At 72.5% G+C, this 20229-nt stretch carries 20 protein-coding genes; 13 read left to right on the top strand and 7 right to left on the bottom strand.

Annotated elements, in window-relative coordinates:
- Window positions 1–16: 16 nt before the first annotated feature.
- From ACFY0O_RS07845 to ACFY0O_RS07820, 6 genes are all read left to right on the top strand, one after another.
- Window positions 17–1189 carry an ArsA family ATPase gene (locus ACFY0O_RS07845; RefSeq protein ID WP_388944060.1) on the top strand — a complete coding sequence of 391 codons (1173 nt, stop codon included), beginning with the start codon at window positions 17–19 and terminating at the stop codon, window positions 1187–1189.
- A 64-nt stretch (window positions 1190–1253) separates the two neighbouring features.
- Window positions 1254–1730 (top strand): DUF5304 family protein, encoded by a 477-nt coding sequence (locus tag ACFY0O_RS07840; RefSeq protein ID WP_388944057.1) that lies wholly within the window; start codon window positions 1254–1256, stop codon window positions 1728–1730.
- A 62-nt stretch (window positions 1731–1792) separates the two neighbouring features.
- Complete coding sequence (locus tag ACFY0O_RS07835) at window positions 1793–2734, top strand: ROK family glucokinase (RefSeq protein ID WP_358897497.1); 942 nt, start codon at window positions 1793–1795, stop codon at window positions 2732–2734.
- A 75-nt stretch (window positions 2735–2809) separates the two neighbouring features.
- Window positions 2810–3598, top strand: coding sequence for an endonuclease/exonuclease/phosphatase family protein (locus tag ACFY0O_RS07830; RefSeq protein ID WP_388944055.1), 789 nt, complete (start codon window positions 2810–2812; stop codon window positions 3596–3598).
- Between the two features lie 356 nt (window positions 3599–3954).
- The gene (locus tag ACFY0O_RS07825; RefSeq protein WP_388944053.1) at window positions 3955–4251 is read left to right on the top strand and encodes a transposase; all 297 of its coding nucleotides are present in this window, start codon (window positions 3955–3957) and stop codon (window positions 4249–4251) included.
- Window positions 4248–5117, top strand: coding sequence for an IS3 family transposase (locus ACFY0O_RS07820; RefSeq protein WP_388944050.1), 870 nt, complete (start codon window positions 4248–4250; stop codon window positions 5115–5117). The genes ACFY0O_RS07825 and ACFY0O_RS07820 overlap by 4 nt, the downstream gene beginning before the upstream one ends.
- A gap of 665 nt (window positions 5118–5782) precedes the next feature.
- Here the strand turns inward: ACFY0O_RS07820 and ACFY0O_RS07815 are convergent.
- Together ACFY0O_RS07815 and ACFY0O_RS07810 are read right to left on the bottom strand one after the other, a co-directional pair.
- Window positions 5783–6334, bottom strand: a complete 552-nt coding sequence (locus tag ACFY0O_RS07815) for a hypothetical protein (RefSeq protein WP_388944047.1) — start codon at window positions 6332–6334, stop codon at window positions 5783–5785.
- Window positions 6327–7106, bottom strand: a complete 780-nt coding sequence (locus tag ACFY0O_RS07810; protein ID WP_388944044.1) for an alpha/beta hydrolase — start codon at window positions 7104–7106, stop codon at window positions 6327–6329. Before ACFY0O_RS07810 ends, ACFY0O_RS07815 begins: the two co-directional genes overlap by 8 nt.
- Window positions 7107–7298: 192 nt before the next feature.
- Between ACFY0O_RS07810 and ACFY0O_RS07805 the strand changes: the two genes are divergently transcribed.
- The 4 genes from ACFY0O_RS07805 (at window position 7299) to ACFY0O_RS07790 (ending at window position 11225) form a co-directional block, all read left to right on the top strand.
- On the top strand, window positions 7299–8048 hold the full coding sequence (locus ACFY0O_RS07805; RefSeq protein WP_388944540.1) for a lysophospholipid acyltransferase family protein: 750 nt from the start codon (window positions 7299–7301) through the stop codon (window positions 8046–8048).
- Between the two features lie 46 nt (window positions 8049–8094).
- Window positions 8095–9309 (top strand): MacS family sensor histidine kinase, encoded by a 1215-nt coding sequence (macS, locus tag ACFY0O_RS07800; RefSeq protein WP_388944041.1) that lies wholly within the window; start codon window positions 8095–8097, stop codon window positions 9307–9309.
- A gap of 83 nt (window positions 9310–9392) precedes the next feature.
- Entirely contained in the window at window positions 9393–10037 is a 645-nt protein-coding gene (locus ACFY0O_RS07795) for a response regulator transcription factor (protein ID WP_358899413.1), read from the top strand.
- Between the two features lie 156 nt (window positions 10038–10193).
- On the top strand, window positions 10194–11225 hold the full coding sequence (locus ACFY0O_RS07790) for a 6-phosphofructokinase (RefSeq protein ID WP_358899414.1): 1032 nt from the start codon (window positions 10194–10196) through the stop codon (window positions 11223–11225).
- A gap of 217 nt (window positions 11226–11442) precedes the next feature.
- On the opposite strand, the gene ACFY0O_RS07785 is transcribed toward ACFY0O_RS07790, so the two are convergent.
- A complete protein-coding gene (locus ACFY0O_RS07785; RefSeq protein ID WP_388944038.1) occupies window positions 11443–13344 on the bottom strand; it encodes a chorismate-binding protein in 1902 nt (633 codons plus the stop codon).
- 330 nt (window positions 13345–13674) lie between these two features.
- Here ACFY0O_RS07785 and ACFY0O_RS07780 point away from each other — a divergent pair, with 330 nt between their 5' ends.
- Both ACFY0O_RS07780 and ACFY0O_RS07775 read left to right on the top strand, forming a co-directional pair.
- A complete protein-coding gene (locus tag ACFY0O_RS07780) occupies window positions 13675–15039 on the top strand; it encodes a class II 3-deoxy-7-phosphoheptulonate synthase (protein ID WP_362055387.1) in 1365 nt (454 codons plus the stop codon).
- 154 nt (window positions 15040–15193) lie between these two features.
- Window positions 15194–15451 carry a bacterioferritin-associated ferredoxin gene (locus ACFY0O_RS07775; protein ID WP_388944036.1) on the top strand — a complete coding sequence of 86 codons (258 nt, stop codon included), beginning with the start codon at window positions 15194–15196 and terminating at the stop codon, window positions 15449–15451.
- A gap of 4 nt (window positions 15452–15455) precedes the next feature.
- Here the strand turns inward: ACFY0O_RS07775 and bfr are convergent, their stop codons facing one another.
- Complete coding sequence (gene bfr, locus ACFY0O_RS07770) at window positions 15456–15932, bottom strand: bacterioferritin (RefSeq protein WP_037926968.1); 477 nt, start codon at window positions 15930–15932, stop codon at window positions 15456–15458.
- 172 nt (window positions 15933–16104) lie between these two features.
- Between bfr and ACFY0O_RS07765 the strand changes: the two genes are divergently transcribed.
- Window positions 16105–16737, top strand: coding sequence for a sulfite oxidase-like oxidoreductase (locus ACFY0O_RS07765; protein ID WP_358899409.1), 633 nt, complete (start codon window positions 16105–16107; stop codon window positions 16735–16737).
- 7 nt (window positions 16738–16744) lie between these two features.
- Here the strand turns inward: ACFY0O_RS07765 and ACFY0O_RS07760 are convergent, their stop codons facing one another.
- From ACFY0O_RS07760 to pknB, 3 genes are all read right to left on the bottom strand, one after another.
- Complete coding sequence (locus ACFY0O_RS07760; RefSeq protein WP_388944032.1) at window positions 16745–17311, bottom strand: DUF4396 domain-containing protein; 567 nt, start codon at window positions 17309–17311, stop codon at window positions 16745–16747.
- A gap of 100 nt (window positions 17312–17411) precedes the next feature.
- Complete coding sequence (locus ACFY0O_RS07755; RefSeq protein WP_388944030.1) at window positions 17412–18272, bottom strand: deoxyribonuclease IV; 861 nt, start codon at window positions 18270–18272, stop codon at window positions 17412–17414.
- A gap of 6 nt (window positions 18273–18278) precedes the next feature.
- A complete protein-coding gene (gene pknB / locus ACFY0O_RS07750) occupies window positions 18279–20192 on the bottom strand; it encodes a Stk1 family PASTA domain-containing Ser/Thr kinase (RefSeq protein WP_388944027.1) in 1914 nt (637 codons plus the stop codon).
- Window positions 20193–20229 lie beyond the last annotated feature (37 nt).

Below are 20229 nucleotides of genomic sequence, written 5' to 3'. Positions count from 1 at the left end.
TAGCGTGCGGGGGAGGATGATCTACGACCCGGAGCGCCGCCCCATGCCGCACACCCTGCTGATCACCGGCCCCGGAGGGTCAGGCCGCACCACCGTCGCCGCCGCCACCGCGCTCGCCGCGGCCCGCGCCGGGCAGCGCGTGCTCCTGCTGTGCGCCGACGACCCCTGGGCCGGCGCCCCCACCCCGGACGGCCTCCGCCTCGCCCGCATCGACTCCGGCCAGGAGTTCCGCACCGAGCTCGCCGCCCTCCAGGAACGCGGCGCCACCCTCCTCTCCCTCCTCGGCGGCAGCCCCCTCGGCGCCGAGGAACTCACCGAACTCCCCGGCGCCGAACAGTTCGCCCTCCTGCGCGGCCTGCGCCGCGCCGCCGCCACCCCCGCCACCGACCTCGTCGTCGTGGACATGCCCCCGCTGCACCAGGCCCTGACCACCCTCGCCCTCCCCGCCCAGCTGCGCCGCTACCTGGCCCGCCTGCTGCCGGCCGAACGCCAGGCGGCCCGCGCCCTGCGCCCCGTACTCGCCCAGCTCGCCGGCGTCCCCATGCCCGCCCAGTGGCTCTACGAGACCGCCGCCCGCTGGGACGAGGAGCTCGCCGCCGTCCAGGCCGTCGTCGAGGCCCCCACCACCCGGGTCCGCCTCGTCGCCGAACCAGGACCCGCCGCCGACGCCGCCCTGCGCACCGGGAGGCTCGGCCTCGCCCTGCACCAGCTGCCCGTCCACGACCTGGTGGCCAACCGGCTCGTCCCGCAGGACCCCGCCGACCCGTGGCTGGCCGGACTCGCCGCCCAGCAGGCGGAGTACCTCGCGCGGTGGCGGCAGCACACCCCCGTGGTCCCGCTCGCGCACCTCGGCCGGGACCCCGGCCACCCCGGCGAGCTCACCGGCACCGAACCCCTCGCCCCGGCCCCCGCCCCCACCCCCGCGTCCCGCCCCGGCTGGCCCGTCGAGGACCGGCTCGCCGACGACGGGGTGCTCGTCTGGGCGGTCCCCCTGCCCCGCGCCCACAAGAGCGAGCTCGACCTGGTCCGGCGCGGCGACGAACTCCACCTCGCGGTCGGCCCCTACCGCAGGACCGTTTCCCTCCCCTCCGCCCTGCGCCGCTGCACCGTCTCCGGCGCCGCCCTCACCGACGGGGTGCTCCGCATCCGCTTCACCCCCGACCCGCGACTGTGGCCCCGGGCGCGCTGAGCTGCGTACCTCCGTTCGGGTACCGTCGGAAGTAGCCCCTACCGCAGCCGCAGGAGAGTCCGCCATGAGCGAGGCCACCGACCGCCCCACCGACGACGACGCCTGGGCGAAGGCCTGCGCCGAGGACCTCGCCGCCGAACGGGAGCGCCGCCGGGCGGAGCGCGAGCAGGGCGCGGGCGCGGGGGCGGGAGCCACCGGCACCGCAGCCGAAGAACTGTTCAAACTCTTCGGCGCCGTCGCCGACAAGGTCTCCGCCCTCAACAACCCCGAGCTCGCCGCAGCCGCCCAGGACGCCGTACGCCAGTTCGTCAACCAGGCCAAGACCGCCGCCAAACCCGTCATCGAACGCAACCCGGAGGTGTTCGGCCACCTGGCCGCCGCCGGATCCGAGCTGCTCGCCGCCTACCGCTCCGCCGTCGAAGGCCATGAACGCCGCTGGGTCCGGGACGACCCCCCGGCCCCCCGCAAGCACACCGACGACGACGCCGGCCCGGGCGACGGCCCCGACGAGGGCCCGGCCCAGCGGATCGATCTCGACTGAGACTCCGCCGGGCTCGGGTACGGTGGGCCGTGGCGGGGCTTGACCGGAAAACCGAGGGACTAATGGGACTCACCATCGGCGTCGACATCGGCGGCACGAAGATCGCGGCCGGCGTGGTCGACGAAGAGGGCACCATCCTTGAGACGTACAAGGTGCCCACCCCGCCGACCGCGGACGGCGTGACGGAGGCGATCTGCGCCGCCGTCTCCGAGGTCAGCAGCAACCACACCATCGAGGCCGTCGGCATCGGCGCCGCCGGATACGTGGACGACAAGCGCGCCACCGTCCTCTTCGCGCCCAACATCAACTGGCGCCACGAACCGCTCAAGGACAAGGTCGAGCAGCGCATCGGCCTCCCGGTCGTCGTCGAGAACGACGCGAACTGCGCCGCCTGGGGCGAGTACCGCTTCGGCGCCGGCCAGGGCCACGAGGACGTCATCTGCATCACCCTCGGCACGGGCCTGGGCGGCGGCATCATCATGGGCAACAAGCTGCGCCGCGGCCGCTTCGGCGTCGCCGCCGAGTTCGGGCACATCCGGGTCGTCCCCGACGGCCTGCTGTGCGGCTGCGGCAGCCAGGGCTGCTGGGAGCAGTACGCCTCCGGCCGCGCCCTCGTCCGCTACGCCAAGCAGCGCGCCAACGCCACCCCCGAGAACGCGGCGGTCCTGCTGGGCCTGGGCGACGGCACCCCCGACGGCATCGAGGGCAAGCACATCAGCCAGGCCGCCCGCCAGGGCGACCCGGTGGCCGTCGACTCCTTCCGCGAGCTCGCCCGCTGGGCCGGCGCGGGCCTGGCCGACCTGGCCTCCCTCTTCGACCCGTCGGCGTTCATCGTCGGCGGCGGGGTCTCCGACGAGGGCGACCTCGTCCTCGACCCCATCCGCAAGTCCTTCAAGCGCTGGCTGATCGGCGGCGCCTGGCGGCCGCACGCGCAGGTCCTCGCCGCCCAGCTCGGCGGCAAGGCCGGCCTGGTCGGCGCCGCGGACCTGGCCCGCCAGGGCTGAGCCCCGCTCGGACACCTCTCGAACCGCCCGCCGTGCCCCCTGTGGGAGCGGCGGGCGGCTGCGTATCTTGCGGGCATGGTGCCCGACACGTTGCCCCTGCCCCAGCCCCTGCCCGACGCCGACGCCGTCCCCGACGCACTGCCCGGGTCCGCGACCGAACCCGACGGCTCCGCCGTGATCCGCGTCCTCAGCTACAACGTGCGCTCGATGCGCGACGACGAGGAGGCACTGGCCCGGGTGATCCGGGCCTGCGCCCCCGACCTGGTGTTCATCCAGGAGGCCCCGCGCTTCTTCCGCTGGCGCAAGCACGCCGCCCGGCTGGCGTCCAAGGCCGACCTGGTGGTCCTGGGCGGCGGAGCGACGGCCGCCGGCCCGCTGCTGCTGTGCTCGCTCCGGGCCTTCGTGGAACGCACGGAGGACGTCCTGCTCCCCCTGACCCCCGGACTCCACCGGCGCGGCTTCGCCACCGCCGTGGTCCGCTTCGGGTCGGCCCGGGTGGGCGTGGTCAGCGCCCACCTCTCCCTGGACGCGACGGAACGCGCCGCCCAGGCCGACCTCCTCCTGGACCGGGTCGCCGCCCTGGACGCCCCGCACGTGATCGCCGCCGCCGACGTCAACGAAACCCCGGGCGGCCCCGCCTTCACCCGTCTCGCGTCCACCCTCCAGGACTGCTGGACGACGGCCCCCTGGGGCGGCGAGAACACCTTCCCCTCGTCCTCCCCGACCCGCCGCATCGACGCGGTGTTCGCCACCCCGACCGTCGAGGTCCTCGCCTGCGGCGTCCCCACGGGCCTCCCGACCCCGGACCTCCGCACCGCGACGGACCACCTGCCCGTACTGGCGGCGGTCCGGCTGGGGGCTTGACCCCGCCGACCCGCGCCCGCCATCTCCCCCTCGATGGGTGGGGGTCGGGCGGTGGCTGCCCACCCGCCTCCCCTGGTGCGGGTGGTGGGTGGGGATCGGGAGACCGCCGGGCGGTGGCTGTCAGCTGCCCGGGACCGGGCAGGGGCGGGACATCAGCCAGTGGTCTCGGGGATGCCTTGGGGCTTTCCCGTCAGTCCCACTGTCCTTCCGGTTCGGGCCGGCCTGTCAAGGGCGCTCCTTCGTCGCGTCGCTTCGCGATGGCCTTCGGCCACCCTTGACAGCCTGGGGTTGCTTCGGTTTGGCGGACATCCGAGATCCGGGCTTGTGTCCGGGGAGGGATGTCCATGATGGAGAACATGCCGAAGAGGAAGCCGCGGAAGCGGCGGCAGTTCACTGCCGATTTCAAGGCCGAGATCGTGGAGCTGTGCCTGCGCGGGGACCGATCGGTACCCGATGTCTGCAAGGACTTCGACCTGACCGAGTCCGCGGTGCGGCTGTGGCTGGCCCAGTCCGACGAGAGCCACCAGCCCCAGGACCTGGAACGTGACGAGCGGGCGGAGCTCGCCGAGCTGCGGCGGGAGAACCGCCGTCTGCGCGAGGACATCGAGATCCTCAAGCGGGCCACGGCTTTCTTCGCCAGGGGGACCCGGTGACGGTCGATCCGTTCATCGAGGCGGAAAAGCTGGCAGGTCACAGCGTCAAACGGGCGTGTGAGCTGATGAAGGTCTCCCGGTCCGCCTACTACCAGCGGCGCCAGAGCACCCCGGGCCCCCGCGCCCGCCGGGACGCGGAATGGACCTCGCTGATCAGAGAGGTCCACACCCGCTCACGCGGCACCTACGGCGCACCCAGGATCCACGCGGCCCTCAAGGCCGAGGGCCGCACCTGCGGCAGGCGCAGGATCGCCCGCCTGATGCGCGACGCCGGCCTGGAGGGCCGCCACCGCCGTCGCGGGCACCGCACCACCATCGCCGATCCCACCGGCGCTTGCCGCCCTGACCTGGCCATGCGGGACTTCACCGCCGATCCGCAGGCAATCGACACCCGGTGGTGCGGGGACATCACCTACATCCCCACCGGCCAAGGCTGGCTCTACCTGGCCACCGTCATCGACATCGCCTCCCGCCGCGTGATCGGCTGGGCCACCTGCGACCACCTGGGAACCAGCCTGGCCGCCGACGCCCTCGAAGCCGCCTGCCGGCAACGCCGACCCACCGGATCGGTGATCTTCCACTCCGACCGCGGCACCCAGTACACCAGCCACGCCTTCGCCCGCCTGGCCGCCCACCTCGGCATCCGGCTCTCCGTGGGACGCACCGGCGTCTGCTGGGACAACGCCCTCGCCGAGTCCTTCTTCAGCACGCTGAAATCCGAACTGGTCACCCGCCACACCTGGCACACCCACGCTGCCGCCAGGACCGCGATCTTCGAGTACATCGAAGGCTGGTACAACACCCGCCGACTCCACAGCAGCCTCGGCTACCGCAGCCCAGCCCAGTACGAAACGACCGCAGCCTGACCAACACAACACACCTGTCCGCCAAACAGGAACAACCTCAGTACCAGCCCAAGACGGCTGTCGGACGCCGGCAAAAGAGGAGCGCGTAGCGATCTGTCGCGCCCACCGGCCCCAGATGACGATCCGGTTGGCCTTTGGCGCGGGCAGCGGCCCCAGACGGGCGGCTGACGCTGAGACGAGAGGAGCGCGTAGCGATTTGCCGCGGAGGGCGGCCCCGAAAGGCATCCATGTCGGCCCGGATGGGATGTCTGCCGACCCCCGACCATCCCGCCTGGTCGCTGAGGGAGCCGCATGTCCATGAACATCCGTCCCGTTCCTTTGGGGGGTTCCCGGCAGTCTTCGGCTTTTCGTGGCGGGACGGTCTGTCAAGGGTCGCCGGAGGCGATCGCGAAGCGACGCGACGAAGGAGCGCCCTTGACAGGCCGGTCCGACGCGGAAGGACGATGAGACTGGCGGGAACCCCCCAACCCTCCCTGAGACCGCCGCGCCTAGGCTCCGCCCTCCCTCGTCCCGGCCGCCTCTCCGCTTCCGCCCGGCCAAGGCCCCGCCGGGCTGCCGGCCCCGGCCGCTTGGGGAGGCGGGTGGGCAGCTACCGGCCCGCCCCTGCCCCTCGAGGGGGAGATGGCGGGCCCGCGCCGCGAGGCGTCGCCGTGAGGGGTCGCCCCCTACACCACCGCCCCGCGCCCCGGGTCGTCGTCGTCATCGGTGTCGCCCGACATGCGGGCGACCAGGGTGGCGAAGCCGCCCAGGAAGCCGCCGATGCCCAGGGTGGTCAGCCACCAGGTCATGTCCCACTGGAGCAGTACCGCCAGCAGCAGCAGGACCGGGCCGCCGACCACCGCCAGCCAGGCGAACTTCGCCGTCGTGTCCGCCTGCGGGAGCTCCGGGGGTTCCGGGGGGACGAAGTGGCCCTCGTCGGCCGCTTCCCCCGCCAGGTCCCCGTCCTTCGGCTCCGCCGGGGTGTGGTCGCGGGGGCCGAGGCCGACGCCCGGGGCGAAGACCACCGAGCTGCCCAGGACCGTCGGCGTCGTCGGCGTGGCGGCCGGGGGCTCCGGCTGGACGTCCTCCTCCGGCAGCATCAGGTTCTCGATGGGCCGGAACGGACGGGCCCCCGGCGGGTCCGGCGGTTCCTGCCCGTACCCGGCGACGATCGCGGCCCACGCCGCTTCCTCGTCCAGTGGGGGCACACCCCCGGAGGACTCCTCGTGCTCAGCCACCGCTGGCCGCCCCCTCCCTGCCGACGCTCTCCGCGAGCCGCCCGACGAACGCATAGCTGTCCGCGAAGATCCGCTCCGCGTCATGGTCCAACGTCGCGACGTGGTAACTCTGTTCCAGCAGGGTCTCGGTGACGTCGGCCGACGACACCCGCGCCAGGATCCGCTCCGAGTCCACCGGCGGGACCACGTGGTCCTGGGGGCTGTGCAGCAGCAGCACCGGCTGCGTGACCTGCGGCAGCTCGGTGTCGACCAGCTGGAAGAACTTCCTCAGCGAATGCGCGGCCTTCGTCGGCACCCGGTCGTAGCCGACCTCCGCCGCGCCCGGCTTGGCGATGTCGCTCGCGATCCCCGGCGTGGACCGGATGAAGTGCTTGGTCACCGGGAGGGTCACGGCCAGCGGGTCGTGCACCTTGTTGGCCGGGTTGACGAGGACGATGCCGCTGATCGCCTCCCCGTGCTTGGCGGCCAGCCGCAGGGTCAGCGCGCCGCCCATCGAGAGCCCGAACACGAACACCTGCGTGCACCGCTCCAGCAGCTCCCGCAGCGCCCGGTCCACCTCGGCGTACCAGTCCTGCCAGCCGGTGAGCTGCATGTCCTGCCAGCGCGTGCCGTGGCCCGGCAGCAGCGGCAGCGAGACCGTCAGTCCGCGCTCGGCCAGGTACTCGGCCCAGGGGCGCAGCGACTGCGGGGAACCGGTGAAGCCGTGGCAGAGGAGCACGCCCACCTCTCCGCCCTCGTGGCGGAACGGCTCTGCTCCAGGGAGGACGGGCACCACAGTCTCCTTGATGGGGTGAGGGCGATGACGCGTGCGGGGTACGGGTACGTACGGGTGCGTCGCGCTGTGTGACTTCACCGTACGCGACCGGGATGACACCGACCAGGGTCGTCGGGCGCTCTAGGGGGAGCCAGGGGTTATGGTCTGATCGACAGACACAGGAAGGCTTTCGAGTTGATCTACGGCGCAATGAAGTTCTCCATCGGCGGGTCCCTGAAGCTCGCCTTCAGGCCGTGGGTGGAGGGCCTCGAGAACATTCCCGCCGAGGGGCCGGCGATCCTCGCGAGCAACCACCTGTCCTTCTCCGACTCCTTCTTCCTGCCGGCCGTGCTGGACCGGAAGGTGACCTTCATCGCGAAGGCGGAGTACTTCACCTCCCCCGGGGTCAAGGGCAAGCTGACCGCGGCCTTCTTCAAGGGCGTCGGCCAGCTCCCCGTGGACCGCTCCGGCGCGCGCGGTGCGGGCGAGGCCGCCATCAAGAGCGGCATCGAGGTCATCGAGCGCGGGGAGCTGTTCGGTATCTACCCCGAGGGGACCCGTTCACCCGACGGCCGCCTCTACCGGGGCAAGCCCGGCGGTCTCGCCCGGGTGGCGCTGGCCACCGGTGCGCCCGTGATCCCGGTGGCGATGATCGACACGGAGAAGATCCAGCCGCCCGGCAAGGTGGTCCCCAAGCTGATGCGCCCGGGCATCCGGATCGGCAAGCCGCTGGACTTCAGCCGCTACCAGGGCATGGACGGGGACCGCTTCATCCTGCGCTCGGTGACCGACGAGGTCATGTACGAGATCATGAAGCTCTCCGGCCAGGAGTACGTCGACATCTACGCGACGGCCGCCAAGCGGCAGATCGCGGAGGCCGAAAAGGCCGAGAAGGCCGCCAAGGCCGCCAAGGCGGACAAGAACGCGAAGGCCGACAAGGCCGACGGCGGCGCGGAGTAGTTCCCGCGGGCGGCAGGCTGCCGTCCGCGGGGCGGGGGTGGGGGAGATGGCGGCGAAGCGCGAGCGCGTCGTGCGGATGTCGGTGGAGCAGCCGCTGTGGCGGGCGCTGACCGCGTACCGGCTGCTCACCATGGTCTACGCGGTGCTGCTGTTCGCCTTCGCCCACAAGGACTTCGTCCGTCCCGGGGTCGCGGCCGGCTACCTCGCCGTCCTCGCCGTCTGGACCCTGGCCACCTACCGCCGGGTGGGCGGCGCGGCCCACTGCACCAGGGGCTTCCTGGCCGCGGACCTCACGGTCGCCCTCGCCGGGATCGCCCTCACCCCGCTCGCCGACACCCACGCCCGCATCCAGGCGGGCGGCCCCACCCTCCCCAGCATCTGGACGGCCGGCTCGGTCCTCGCCTTCGCCCTCAAGGGCGGCTGGCGCTGGGCCGGTATCGCCTCCACCTTCGTGGCCGTCGCCAACATCGCCATCCACGGCGGCGACCCCACCCGGGACACCCTGCACAACGTGCTGCTGGTCTGGGTGGCCTCCATAGCCCTCGGCTACGTCGTCGAGGTCGCCCGGGCCAGTGAGGCGACCCTCGCCCGCGCCCTGGAGATCGAGGCGGCGACCCGTGAGCGCGAACGCCTCGCCCGCGACATCCACGACGGGGTCCTCCAGGTCCTCGCCATGGTCCAGCGGCGGGGCACCGAGCTGGGCGGCGAGGCCGCGGAGCTGGGCCGGATGGCCGGTGAGCAGGAGGTGGCGCTGCGCACGCTGGTCTCCAGCGGGCTGGTCCGCCCCTCCCGGGTCTCGCGCGACGAGTCGCTGGGCGCGCTGGTGGACACGTACGAGGTGGAGGAGCCGGCCGGCGACGAGGGCGAGCTGGACCTGCGGGCCCTGCTGGCCCCGCACGCCGGCTCCCGGGTGAGTTTCGCCGAACCGGGCGCCCCGGTGCCGCTGCCCGCGCCCGCCGCGCGGGAGCTGGCCGCGGCCGTGGGCGCGGCCCTGGACAACGTGCGCAAGCACGCCGGGGAGGGGGCCAGCGCCTGGATCCTGGTCGAGGACTGGGGCGACGAGGTGATCGTGACCGTACGGGACGACGGCCCGGGCATCCCGGCGGGCCGGCTCGACCAGGCGGCGGGCGAGGGGCGGATGGGCGTGGCCCTGTCCATCCGGGGCCGGCTGCGCGACCTCGGCGGGAGCGCCGAGCTGGTGTCCGTCCCCGGGCAGGGCACCGAAGTGGAACTGAAAGTACCGAGGGGGAGGACCCAGTGAACGACAGCGGCAGTGGCAGTGGCGGCGGCACCGGCGCCGAAGGCTTGGGCGTCGGGGGCGACGGGCTCCACGACATCAAGGTGATGGTCGTCGACGACCACCCGATGTGGCGGGACGCGGTCGCCCGCGACCTGGCCGCCGCCGGCTTCGACGTGGTCGCCACCGCCGGGGACGGCCCCGAGGCGGTGCGCCGCGCCCGCGCCGCCGCCCCCCGGGTGCTGGTCCTCGACCTCAACCTGCCCGGCATGCCCGGGGTCCAGGTCTGCAAGGAGCTGGTCGGCACCGACCCCGCGCTGCGGGTGCTGGTCCTGTCGGCGAGTGGGGAGCACGCGGACGTGCTGGAGGCGGTGAAGTCGGGGGCCACCGGCTACCTGATGAAGTCCGCCGGGGCGCAGGAGCTGATCGACGCGGTGCGCCGGACCGCCGCCGGGGACCCCGTCTTCACCCCGGGGCTGGCCGGGCTGGTCCTCGGCGAGTACCGGCGCCTGGCCACCGACCCGGCGCCGGCCGCCGCCGACGAGCCGAAGGCTCCGCAGCTGACCGACCGGGAGACGGAGGTGCTGCGGCTGGTGGCCAAGGGGCTGTCGTACAAGCAGATCGCGGAGCGGCTGGTCATCTCGCACCGCACGGTGCAGAACCACGTCCAGAACACCCTGGGCAAACTCCAGCTGCACAACCGGGTGGAGCTCGTCCGGTACGCGATAGAGCGCGGGCTCGACGACGCGTAACGGCGCTCCGGGCGTACCCGCCGGTCGTACTTACTTCCCCGTACGAGTGAACACGCGTACGCAACGCCCCGTAATTCCACCGGAATTGCCCACTCCAGAGCCCTCGCTGTGACCTGGGTCACCACTAGCGTGACCGTCATGGCGAAGGGAGATTCCATGAAGGTCGGAGTGCTCACGGGCGGCGGCGACTGCCCCGGGCTCAACGCGGTGATCAGGGGCGTCGTCCGCAAGGGCGTCCAGGAGTACGGATACGGGTTCGTCGGTTTCAAGGACGGCTGGCGGGGGCCGGTCGAGGGGGACACCGTCCCGCTGGACATCCCCGCCGTCCGCGGGATCCTGCCGCGCGGCGGCACCATCCTCGGGTCCTCGCGCACCAACCCGTTCAAGACGGAGAACGGGGTCCGCTCCATCAAGGAGAACCTCGCCAAGGCCGAGGTCGACGCGCTCATCGCGATCGGCGGCGAGGACACCCTGGGCGTGGCCGCCCGGCTGTACGAGGAGTACGGCATCCCCTGCGTCGGCGTGCCCAAGACCATCGACAACGACCTGTCGGCCACCGACTACACCTTCGGTTTCGACACGGCCGTCGGCATCGCGACGGAGGCCATTGACCGGCTGCACACCACGGCCGAGTCGCACATGCGGGTGCTGGTCGTCGAGGTGATGGGCCGACACGCCGGCTGGATCGCCCTGCACTCGGGGCTCGCGGGCGGGGCGAACGTCATCCTCATCCCCGAGCAGCGCTTCGACGTGGACCAGGTGTGCGCCTGGGTGACCTCCCGCTTCAAGGCGAGCTACGCGCCGATCGTGGTGGTGGCCGAGGGCGCCATGCCCAAGGACGGCGACCTGGTGCTCAAGGACGCCGTGTCCCGGGACTCCTTCGGGCACGTCCGGCTGTCGGGCGTCGGGGAATGGCTGGCGAAGGAGATCGAGGCGCGCACCGGCAAGGAGGCCCGGACGACGGTCCTCGGGCACATCCAGCGCGGGGGCACCCCGAGCGCCTTCGACCGCTGGCTGGCCACCCGGTTCGGGCTGCACGCGATCGACGCGGTGCGGGACGGGGACTTCGGGAAGATGGTCGCGCTGAAGGGGACGGACATCGTGCGGGTGCCGATCGCCGAGGCCACGGCGCGGCTGAAGACGGTGGACCCGGCGCTGTACGAGGAGGCCGGCGTCTTCTTCGGCTGAGCCGCCGCCCCGCCTCTGCGGGAGGTCGGACCGCGGGGCGGGTCCCGGGCCCGGCCTGAGGTTCGCCCGCGGCGGGCTTCCCCCCCAAACGCCGCGCGGTCTGGAATTGCCGCGCAGCGGCAAAATCCAGCCCCGCCGGCGTTTGAGGCGCTGGGGGCACCCCCAGCGGTAGCCGGGGGAGGTCTGGGGCGGAGCCCCAGGGACCGGCCCCGCAGGGCTAGCCCCGCCGCCCCGCCGGGGTCAGGGACCGGACCAGGGCGGACAGCAGCTCCGCCCCCCGCAGGGTGAGCACCGACTCCGGGTGGAACTGGACGCCCGCGAAGCCGCGCGCCGCGCAGCGGAGGGCGTGGACCTCGGCCGTGACGGGGTCGCGGGAGACCTCGACCCCGTGCGCCGCCAGCTCCGCCTCGGTCTCCGCGTCGCAGGCGGCCGTGTACGTGTTGTAGAAGCCGACCACCTCCGGCCGCCCGAAGAGGTCGATCCGCAGCTGCGCCCCCTGCGCCGGCTCCGCCTTGCGGACGAGGGGCAGGCCGATCTCCGCGGCCAGCAGTTCGTGCCCCAGGCAGACCCCGAACAGCCCGCCCCGGTGCGAGGCGAGCAGTTCGCCCGCCAGCCCGCGCAGCATCCGCATCTTCGGGTCCGCCCCGTCGGCCGGGTCGCCCGGACCGGGGCCCAGCACGACCGGCCCGTCCCAGGCCAGCGCCGTCTCCCGCAGCCCCGGCTCGTCGTAGCGGCGTACCGTCACCGCCAGGCCGGCCGCCCGCAGCACGTGCGCGAGCATCGCCGTGAACGTGTCCTCGCCGTCCACCACCAGCGCGTGCCCGCCGGCCGCCGGCAGCCGCTCCTGCATCCGCAGCCAGAACGGCGCGAGGTCCGCCCGCCGCGCGGCCAGCGCCGCCTGCACCCGGGGATCGTCCGCCAGCCGGGCGCTGCCCGAGGCGACCGGCCGGGGCGCGGCCTCGCGCACGCCCAGCGCGGCCAGCACCCCCGCCGCCTTGGCGTGCGTCTCGGCCACCTCGCCCCGCGGGTCCGAATGGCGGACCAGCGTGGCCCCGACCGGCACCCGCAGCGTCCCGTCCGGGGCGATGTCGGCGGTGCGGATCAGGATGGGGGAGTCCAGGGTCTGGGCGCCGGACGCGTCCAGGCCGAGCAGGGCCAGGGCGCCCGCGTAGTAGCCGCGGCCCCCGTGCTCGTACCGTTCGATCACCCGGCAGGCGTTCTGCACCGGCGAGCCCGTCACCGTCGCCGCGAACATGGTCTCCCGCAGCACCTCCCGGACGTCCAGCGAGGAGCGGCCGCGCAGCTCGTACTCGGTGTGCGCGAGGTGGGCCATCTCCCGCAGCCGGGGGCCGACGACCGTGCCGCCCATGTCGCCGACGGTGCACATCATCTTCAGTTCCTCGTCCACCACCATCGACAGCTCCTCGGTCTCCTTGCGGTCGCCGAGGAAGGCGAGGAGGGACTCGGCCGTCGGGCCGCCGGCCGGGTAGCGGTAGGTGCCGCTGATGGGGTTCATGACCACCGTGCCGCCCGTCATGCGGACGTGGACCTCGGGGCTGGCCCCCACCAGGGTGCGGTCCGGGGTGTGGACCACGTACGTCCAGTACGCGCCCCGCTCGCCCTCCAGCAGCCGCCGGAACAGGGCCAGGGCGTCGGCCCGGCCGAAGCCGTCGATCCGGCCCCCGTACGTCCGCCGGATCACGAAGTTCGCGCCCTCGCCGCGGCCGATCTCGTCGCGGATCACCCGCTCGACGGTGGCCGCGTACTCCTCGTCGCCGACGTCGAAGCCGCCGCCCCCGACCCGTACGGGGTGGTTCGGGAGGGCGGCCAGGGCCTCGGCGAGCGGGATCTCGTGGGCCTCCTCGGCGACCAGCACGCTCAGCGGGGTGCCGTCGTCGCGCACGTCGAACCCGCGCTCGCGGATCTGGCGGAACGGGACCAGCGCCAGGGTCGGCAGCCCGCGGACCGGCAGGTCGGCCAGGCGTTCGGCCTCGTGGACCGGGCCCAGGAGCACCTCGACGGTGTCGTGGTCGCGGCCCGGGGTGCGCCGGCGCAGCAGCGCGAAGGGCGGGGCGTCCTCGTCGAGGAGCCGGGCGAGGGAGAACTCGGGCTGGGGCATGGGGCGGGCGTCCTTCCGGTGGGGTGTCGGGAGGAGGGGCGGCCCGGTCCTGCCTGCGTACGCAGAAGGCCGCCCCTCGGGGCGGCCTTCGTGTCGCTCGTGTCAGTGGGTACGCACGAGGGGTGGGCCGCCGGGAGCGGACCACCACCAGTTCTGGACGGAGAGCGCGTACATGGGAGGCACCATAGCCCACGCGGCCGTCTCCCTGCCGCACCCCGCCTCTTCCGCCATATGAACCTTGAATTCCGTTCATCTGGGGTCCGCGGGCCTTCGAACGACACCGTCTCACCAGGTGGGCGTCCGGCCGGACACGGCGAATGACGCCGTAATGTGTACGAGGTGACCGTGAACGCTGAAAACCACGCCCTCGCCGCCAAGGCGACCTGGCGAGACCTTCCCGCGGCGCAGCAGCCTTCGTACCCCGATGCCGAGGCCCTGCGCGCTGTCGTCGCGGACCTCGAGTCGTATCCTCCGCTCGTCTTCGCGGGCGAGTGCGACCAGCTGCGCGCCCGTCTGGGAGCCGTCGCCAAGGGCGAGGCGTTCCTGCTGCAGGGCGGCGACTGCGCCGAGGCCTTCGACGCCGTGTCCGCCGACCACATCCGCGCCAAGCTGAAGACCCTGCTCCAGATGAGCGCCGTCCTGACGTACGCGGCCTCCGTGCCCGTCGTCAAGGTCGGCCGTATCGCGGGCCAGTACTCCAAGCCGCGCTCCAAGGACACCGAGACCCGCGACGGCGTGACCCTGCCGACCTACCGCGGTGACTCCGTCAACGGCTTCGCCTTCACCGAAGAGGCCCGCGTCCCGGACCCCGAGCGGCTCAAGCGGATGTACCACGCGTCGGCCTCCACGCTGAACCTGGTGCGCGCCTTCACCACCGGTGGTTACGCCGACCTGCGCCAGGTGCACGCCTGGAACCAGGACTTCGTGAAGTCCTCCCCGTCCGGGCAGCGCTACGAGCAGCTCGCGCGGGAGATCGACAACGCGCTGAACTTCATGAAGGCCTGTGGCACCGACCCGGCCGAGTTCAAGGCGGTGGAGTTCTACTCCTCGCACGAGGCCCTGCTGCTGGACTACGAGGGCGCCCTCACCCGTACGGACTCCCGTACCGGCAAGCTGTACGACACCTCCGGCCACATGGTCTGGATCGGTGAGCGCACCCGCCAGCTGGACCACGCGCACATCGAGTTCTGCTCGCAGATCGCCAACCCGATCGGCATCAAGCTCGGCCCGACCACCACGGTGGACGAGGCGCTGACCTACATCGACCGCCTGGACCCCGAGCGCGAGCCGGGCCGGCTGACCTTCGTCGTCCGCATGGGCGCCGACAAGGTCCGCGACAAGCTCCCCGAGCTGGTCGAGAAGGTCACCGCCTCCGGTGCGACCGTCGCCTGGGTCACCGACCCGATGCACGGCAACACCTTCGAGGCGGCCTCCGGCCACAAGACGCGCCGCTTCGACGACGTCCTGGACGAGGTCAAGGGCTTCTTCGAGGTCCACAAGGCGCTGGGCACCCACCCGGGCGGCATCCACGTCGAGCTCACCGGTGACGACGTCACCGAGTGCGTGGGCGGCGGCGACGAGATCTTCGTCGACGACCTGCACCAGCGCTACGAGACGGCCTGCGACCCGCGTCTCAACCGCAGCCAGTCCCTGGACCTGGCGTTCCTGGTGGCGGAGATGTACCGCGACCAGTGACGGGCCGGTAGGTCTGGGTGAGGACGGGGCGCGGATCCATGTGATCCGCGCCCCATCCTCGTCTCCGGGCCTTTTAGGCTTACCTAACTTTGGGTACGGTTAGGTAAGCCTCACCGCACCGGGGATGGCCGCAAGAACCATTCCGCTCAGGGAGGTGAACCGCGTGTACGTCTGCTCGTGTTTCGGGGTCACCGACAAGCAGGTCAAGGAACACGCGGCCGCGGGGGCCTGCACCCCCCGCCAGATCGCCTCGGCCACCAAGGCCGGCACCGACTGCGGCTCCTGCGTGCGGACCATCCAGGGCATCCTGGGCCGTGGCGCGTGCCCGCGCCGGGAACTGCTGGAGAAGGGCAACGCGGCCGCCGTCCTCGCCGCCGACCCGGCCCCGGCACTGCTGGCGGAAGCGGCCTGAGGCGTCAGCTCGGCTGTTCGATGAGCTGGGCGATGTACAGCGCCTCGCCCAGGGACTCGATGAGCTCCAGCTGGGTGTCGAGGTAGTCGATGTGGTGCTCCTCGTCCTCCAGGATCTCCTCGAAGAGGCGCGCGGATGTGATGTCGCCCTTCCCGCGCATGACCTCGATACCGCGCTTGAGGCGGTCGATGGCCTCCACCTCGACCTGCCGGTCGGCCTGGAACATCTCGGTGATCGTCTGACCGACGCGTACGTGGAAGAGGCGCTGGTAATTCGGCAGACCGTCGAGCATGAGGATGCGCTCGGTGAGCTTGTCCGCGTGCTTCATCTCGTCGATGGACTCTTCACGCGTGTACTTGGCGAGCTTGGTCCACCCCTTGTTGTCCTGGATGCGGTAGTGCAGCCAGTACTGGTTGATGGCCGTGAGCTCGCCGGTCAGCTGCTCGTTCAGAAACTCGAGGACCTCGGGGTCGCCCTGCATCGCAGAGGCTCCTTCCAGGCAATGTCAGCTAGGTGACTGGGCAGTGCGCGCATCTTTGCACCGCCGTACGGGGCCGTCCAGTAAGTGCCTCCTTAGTGGGAGTTGCCGCTAGTTGCCCGTTTCGTTTCGTACCTGGTCGTGACCACCCCGCCACGTCTGTCACCATGGAGGCATGGGTCAGCCGGACAGCCGGGATTTTCCGGGAGCAGAGCAGCTCGAGCTCCCTCCGGGGCAGCGGTTGCAGAGGGGCTGGCCGGTCACCCACTACGGTCCCGTGCCCAAGTTCAAGCCGGACCGCTGGGAGTTCCGCGTCTTCGGGGCGACGGCCGACGGTGAGAAGCACTGCTGGAACCACGAGCAGTTCGCGGCGCTGCCGTTCGACACCGTGGTGGCCGACCTGCACTGCGTCACCAAGTTCAGCATGCAGGGCGCCGAATGGGGCGGGGTGCCGGCCCGCGAGATCCTGGCCCTGGCACCGCCCGCGCCGCAGGTCACGCATGTGATGGTGTGGGCCGAGTACGGGTTCAGCTCCAACCTGAGACTGGCGGATTTCGCCTCCGACCGGACCGTCTTCGCCACCCACATGGGTGGCGAACCGCTGACGGCCGAACACGGCTTCCCGCTGCGCCTGGTGGTCCCGCACCTGTACGCCTGGAAGGGCCCGAAGTGGGTCCGGGGCGTGGAGTACATGACGGCCGACCGCCGCGGCTTCTGGGAGGAGCGCGGCTACCACAACATCGGCGACCCCTGGCGCGAGCAGCGCTACTCGTACCAGGAGGGGCCGGGGGACGGTCCGGAGCTCTGACCGCTCCTCAGTGGTGGTACTGGTGGACGACGGCGTGGCCCTTGCCGCGGCCGATCATCCACTTGTTGACCGGGGTGGTGACGACGAAGGCGAGCGCCAGCGAGATCACCAGGACGATCCAGAACAGGGCCTCGGAAAGGTGGGCGTCCATGGCGCCCGGCCAGACGGCGATGACGCCGTTGTCGATCAGCTCCATGACGGCGATCGACAGGGTGTCCGCGGCCAGCGCCACCCGGACGGCCGAACGGAAGTCCACGCCGGCGGCCAGGATGCCGCGCAGGGTGAGGGCGTAGCCGAAGACGAACGCGAGGACGATCGCCAGGACCATCGTCGGGAGGTTCCCCCAGCCCAGGGCGGTGCCGACGATCATGCCGAGCACCTCGCCGATGGCGCAGCCGGTGAGGCAGTGGAGGGTCGCCTTGGCGGCCATGCCCCAGCCGACGGGTCCGGCGTGGGCGGCGTGGGCGGCGTGGTTGCCGTGGCTGCCGTGGTTGCCCTCGTGTTCCTGATGACCCTCATGGGCGTGGTGCTCGTGGTGCTGGTGGTGTTCGTGGTGTTCGTGCGCCTGTTCCATGACTACCCCCTGACGGTCTGGCGGAATGCCGGGTGGCGGTCCCGCCGACTGGTGGAACCGTATACCCCCCAGGGGTATTCCCTCAAGGATTTTCGCCGTGTCAGTGCAGGTCGCGGAGCTCCTTCAGCAGGGCCACGTCCGCCGCGTGCCCCTCCTTGCCGCCCGGCGTCTCGATGATCAGCGGTACGCCGGCCGTCTCCGGGTGCGAGAACAGTTCGGCGAAGGCGTCCCGGCCGATGTGACCCTGGCCGATGTTGGCGTGCCGGTCCTTGTGGGCGCCGACGCCCTCCTTGGAGTCGTTGGCGTGGATCAGCTTGAGCCGGCCCGCGCCCACCGTGTCCACCAGCAGGTCCAGCGTCTGCTTCGTGCCGCCCGGCTCCGCCAGGTCGTGGCCCGCCGCGAAGATGTGGCACGTGTCCAGGCAGATGCCCAGCATCTCGTGGTGGTCCAGGGCCTCGAAGTACGGGCCGAAGTCCCAGGTCCGCGAACAGAGCGAGGAGCCCTGCCCCGCCGTCGACTCCAGCAGCAGGAACGGGTCGTCCTCGTGCGTGAGCTCGTCCAGCAGCGGCAGCATGTGCTCCCTGACCTGCGCGTACGCCGCCTCACGCGGACGCCCGCCGGTGGCCGAGCCGGTGTGCACGACCACCCCGAGCGCGCCGATCTGCCGGGCCCGGCGCAGCGAATGCCGCAGCGACTCCACCGACTTCTCGACCGTCGCCTCGGTGTGCGAGCCGAAGTTGATCAGGTAGGGGGCGTGCACGTACGCCGGGACCGACTCCTCGGCGCACCGGGCGCGGAACAGCTCGTCCTGCGCCGGGTTCCCGGTCGGGGTGGCCCAGCCGCGCGGGTTGGCCACGAACACCTGGACGGCCTCCGCGCGCATCTCACGGGCGTACGTCAGGCCCACCGAGGCGAGCCCGCCGGCGACGGGCACGTGCCCGCCCACGGGATTGCGAAGCACCGCTGCTCAGAGCCCCTTGGTCTTGACGGTGATCGTGCTGCCCTCGGGGACGCTCTGCCCGGCGGGCACCGACTGGGTGTCCACCGTGCTGCTGAAGGAGAGGAACGGGCGCTCCACCTTCACCTTGAAGCCCAGGGCCTCCAGGGTCTTGCGGGCCGTGTCCACGTCCTGGCCCGCGACGTTCGGCACCTGGACGGGGCGCGGACCCTTGGAGAGGGTCAGCGTGACGGTGTCCCCGCCGGCCGCCTGGGTGCCCGCGGCCACCGACTGGTTCGCGACCGCTCCGGCGGGCGCGGGGGAGTTGACCTGGTCGGGGGCGGTGGCCACCTTCAGGCCGAGGGCCTCCAGCGCGGCGCGCGCCTGCTCGGCGGGCTGGCCGGTGACGTTCGGCACCTGCACCGGGCGGCCCTTGCTGACCTGGAGGGCGACGGCGGAGTCGGGGGCCCGCTTCTGGCCGCCGGCCGGGTCGGTGGAGATCACCGAGCCCTGCGCCACGTCCTGGCTGAACGCCAGGGTGACGATGCCGGGGGCCAGCCCGGCCTTCGTCAGCTCGGCCTTGGCCTCCTCCAGCGGGCGGCCCTTGAGGTCGGGCACGCTGACCAGCTCGGGGCCGCGCGAGACCGTGAGCGTCACCGCGCCGTTGCCGCGGATCTGCTTGCCGCCCGCGGGGTCGGAGTCCATGACCGTGCCGCGCTCGAACGCCTCGCTGAACTTCCGGTCCACCTTCTTGACCCCGAGGCCGGCGGCGGAGAGCTCCGCCCTGGCCTGGTCCTCGGTCTTGCCGAGGAGGTTGGGGACCTTGGTGAACTGGCCGGAGGTGATGTACCAGGCGCCGGTGCCGAGGCCCAGGGCGAGCAGGACCCCCGCGATGACGAGGACCAAGCCGCGCCGCTGCCGGCGGGGGGCCGGGGGTGCCTGCGGCGCCGGGGCGACCGGCCGCTCCAGGCGGGAGGTGTGGTGCAGGACGGGCTCGGCGGCCTGCCCCGCCGGCGGGCGCGGGATCACGCTGGTGCGGTCCTCGGCGGCGGACCGTTCGGCGGACCGCGCCTGCGGCGGTACGGCGTCCAGCTCGGCCTCGCCGATCCGGGCCCGGGCCTCGCGGGTTATGCCCAGCAGGGCGGCGGCGTCCGTGGGGCGCAGCTCGGGGGCGCGGGCGGTGGCCTGGGCGACGAGCTCGTCGAGGGCGGCGGGGAGCCCGGGGACGGCGGCCGACGGGGGCGGGACGTCCTCGTTGAGGTGTTGGAAGAGCACCTGGGCGGGGCTACCGCCGGTGTGCGGCTTGGAGCCGGTGAGCATCTCGTACAGGACGACGCCGCAGGCGTAGACGTCCACGCGGGTGTCGTAGACCCCGTCCTCGATCTGCTCGGGGGCGAGGTAGGAGACGGTGCCGAGGACGGAGCCGGTGGTCTGGGTGGCGGCGTCCACGGAGCGGACGAGGCCGAAGTCGGCGACCTTGACCCGGCCGTCGTCGCCGATCAGGACGTTCTCGGGCTTGATGTCCCGGTGGACGAAGCCGGCCCGGTGGGCGGTGCCGAGGGCGGCGAGGACCGGCTCCAGGATGTCGAGCGCGGCCCGCGGCTGGAGCGCGCCGCGCTCGCGCAGGACGTCGCGCAGGGTGCAGCCGGAGACGTACTCCATGGCGAGGTAGGTGAAGGGGCCGTCGGTGCCCTGGTCGAACACGGCGACGACGTTGGGGTGCGCGAGGCGGGCCACGGACTTCGCCTCGCGGATGAAACGGTCCACGAAGCCGGCGTCGGCGGCCAGGTCCGGGTGCATGATCTTGAGCGCGAGAACGCGGTCGAGGCGGGTGTCGAGCGCCCGGTAGACCGTCGCCATGCCGCCTGCGGCGATGCGCGCGTCGACGCGGTAGCGGCCGTCGAGCACGCGCCCGACGAGGGGGTCATCCAGGGTCGTATCCACCCGGCGATTCTACGAGGGGCCCCGCCACCCCCGGCCG

The organism is Streptomyces sp. NPDC001594 (assembly GCF_042893675.1).
GTDB lineage: Bacteria > Actinomycetota > Actinomycetes > Streptomycetales > Streptomycetaceae > Streptomyces.
Note: the sequence above shows the minus strand (reverse complement) of the source record. Positions and strands in the feature narration are given on the sequence as shown.

Coding starts and splice junctions, on each gene's coding strand:
- ACFY0O_RS07845 (WP_388944060.1), top strand. CDS start 17: ATGATCTACGACCCGGAGCGCCGCCCCATGCCGCACACCCTGCTGATC.
- ACFY0O_RS07840 (WP_388944057.1), top strand. CDS start 1,254: ATGAGCGAGGCCACCGACCGCCCCACCGACGACGACGCCTGGGCGAAG.
- ACFY0O_RS07835 (WP_358897497.1), top strand. CDS start 1,793: ATGGGACTCACCATCGGCGTCGACATCGGCGGCACGAAGATCGCGGCC.
- ACFY0O_RS07830 (WP_388944055.1), top strand. CDS start 2,810: ATGGTGCCCGACACGTTGCCCCTGCCCCAGCCCCTGCCCGACGCCGAC.
- ACFY0O_RS07825 (WP_388944053.1), top strand. CDS start 3,955: ATGCCGAAGAGGAAGCCGCGGAAGCGGCGGCAGTTCACTGCCGATTTC.
- ACFY0O_RS07805 (WP_388944540.1), top strand. CDS start 7,299: ATGAAGTTCTCCATCGGCGGGTCCCTGAAGCTCGCCTTCAGGCCGTGG.
- macS (WP_388944041.1), top strand. CDS start 8,095: ATGGCGGCGAAGCGCGAGCGCGTCGTGCGGATGTCGGTGGAGCAGCCG.
- ACFY0O_RS07795 (WP_358899413.1), top strand. CDS start 9,393: ATGGTCGTCGACGACCACCCGATGTGGCGGGACGCGGTCGCCCGCGAC.
- ACFY0O_RS07790 (WP_358899414.1), top strand. CDS start 10,194: ATGAAGGTCGGAGTGCTCACGGGCGGCGGCGACTGCCCCGGGCTCAAC.
- ACFY0O_RS07785 (WP_388944038.1), bottom strand. CDS start 13,344: ATGCCCCAGCCCGAGTTCTCCCTCGCCCGGCTCCTCGACGAGGACGCC.
- bfr (WP_037926968.1), bottom strand. CDS start 15,932: ATGCAGGGCGACCCCGAGGTCCTCGAGTTTCTGAACGAGCAGCTGACC.
- ACFY0O_RS07765 (WP_358899409.1), top strand. CDS start 16,105: ATGGGTCAGCCGGACAGCCGGGATTTTCCGGGAGCAGAGCAGCTCGAG.
- ACFY0O_RS07760 (WP_388944032.1), bottom strand. CDS start 17,311: ATGGAACAGGCGCACGAACACCACGAACACCACCAGCACCACGAGCAC.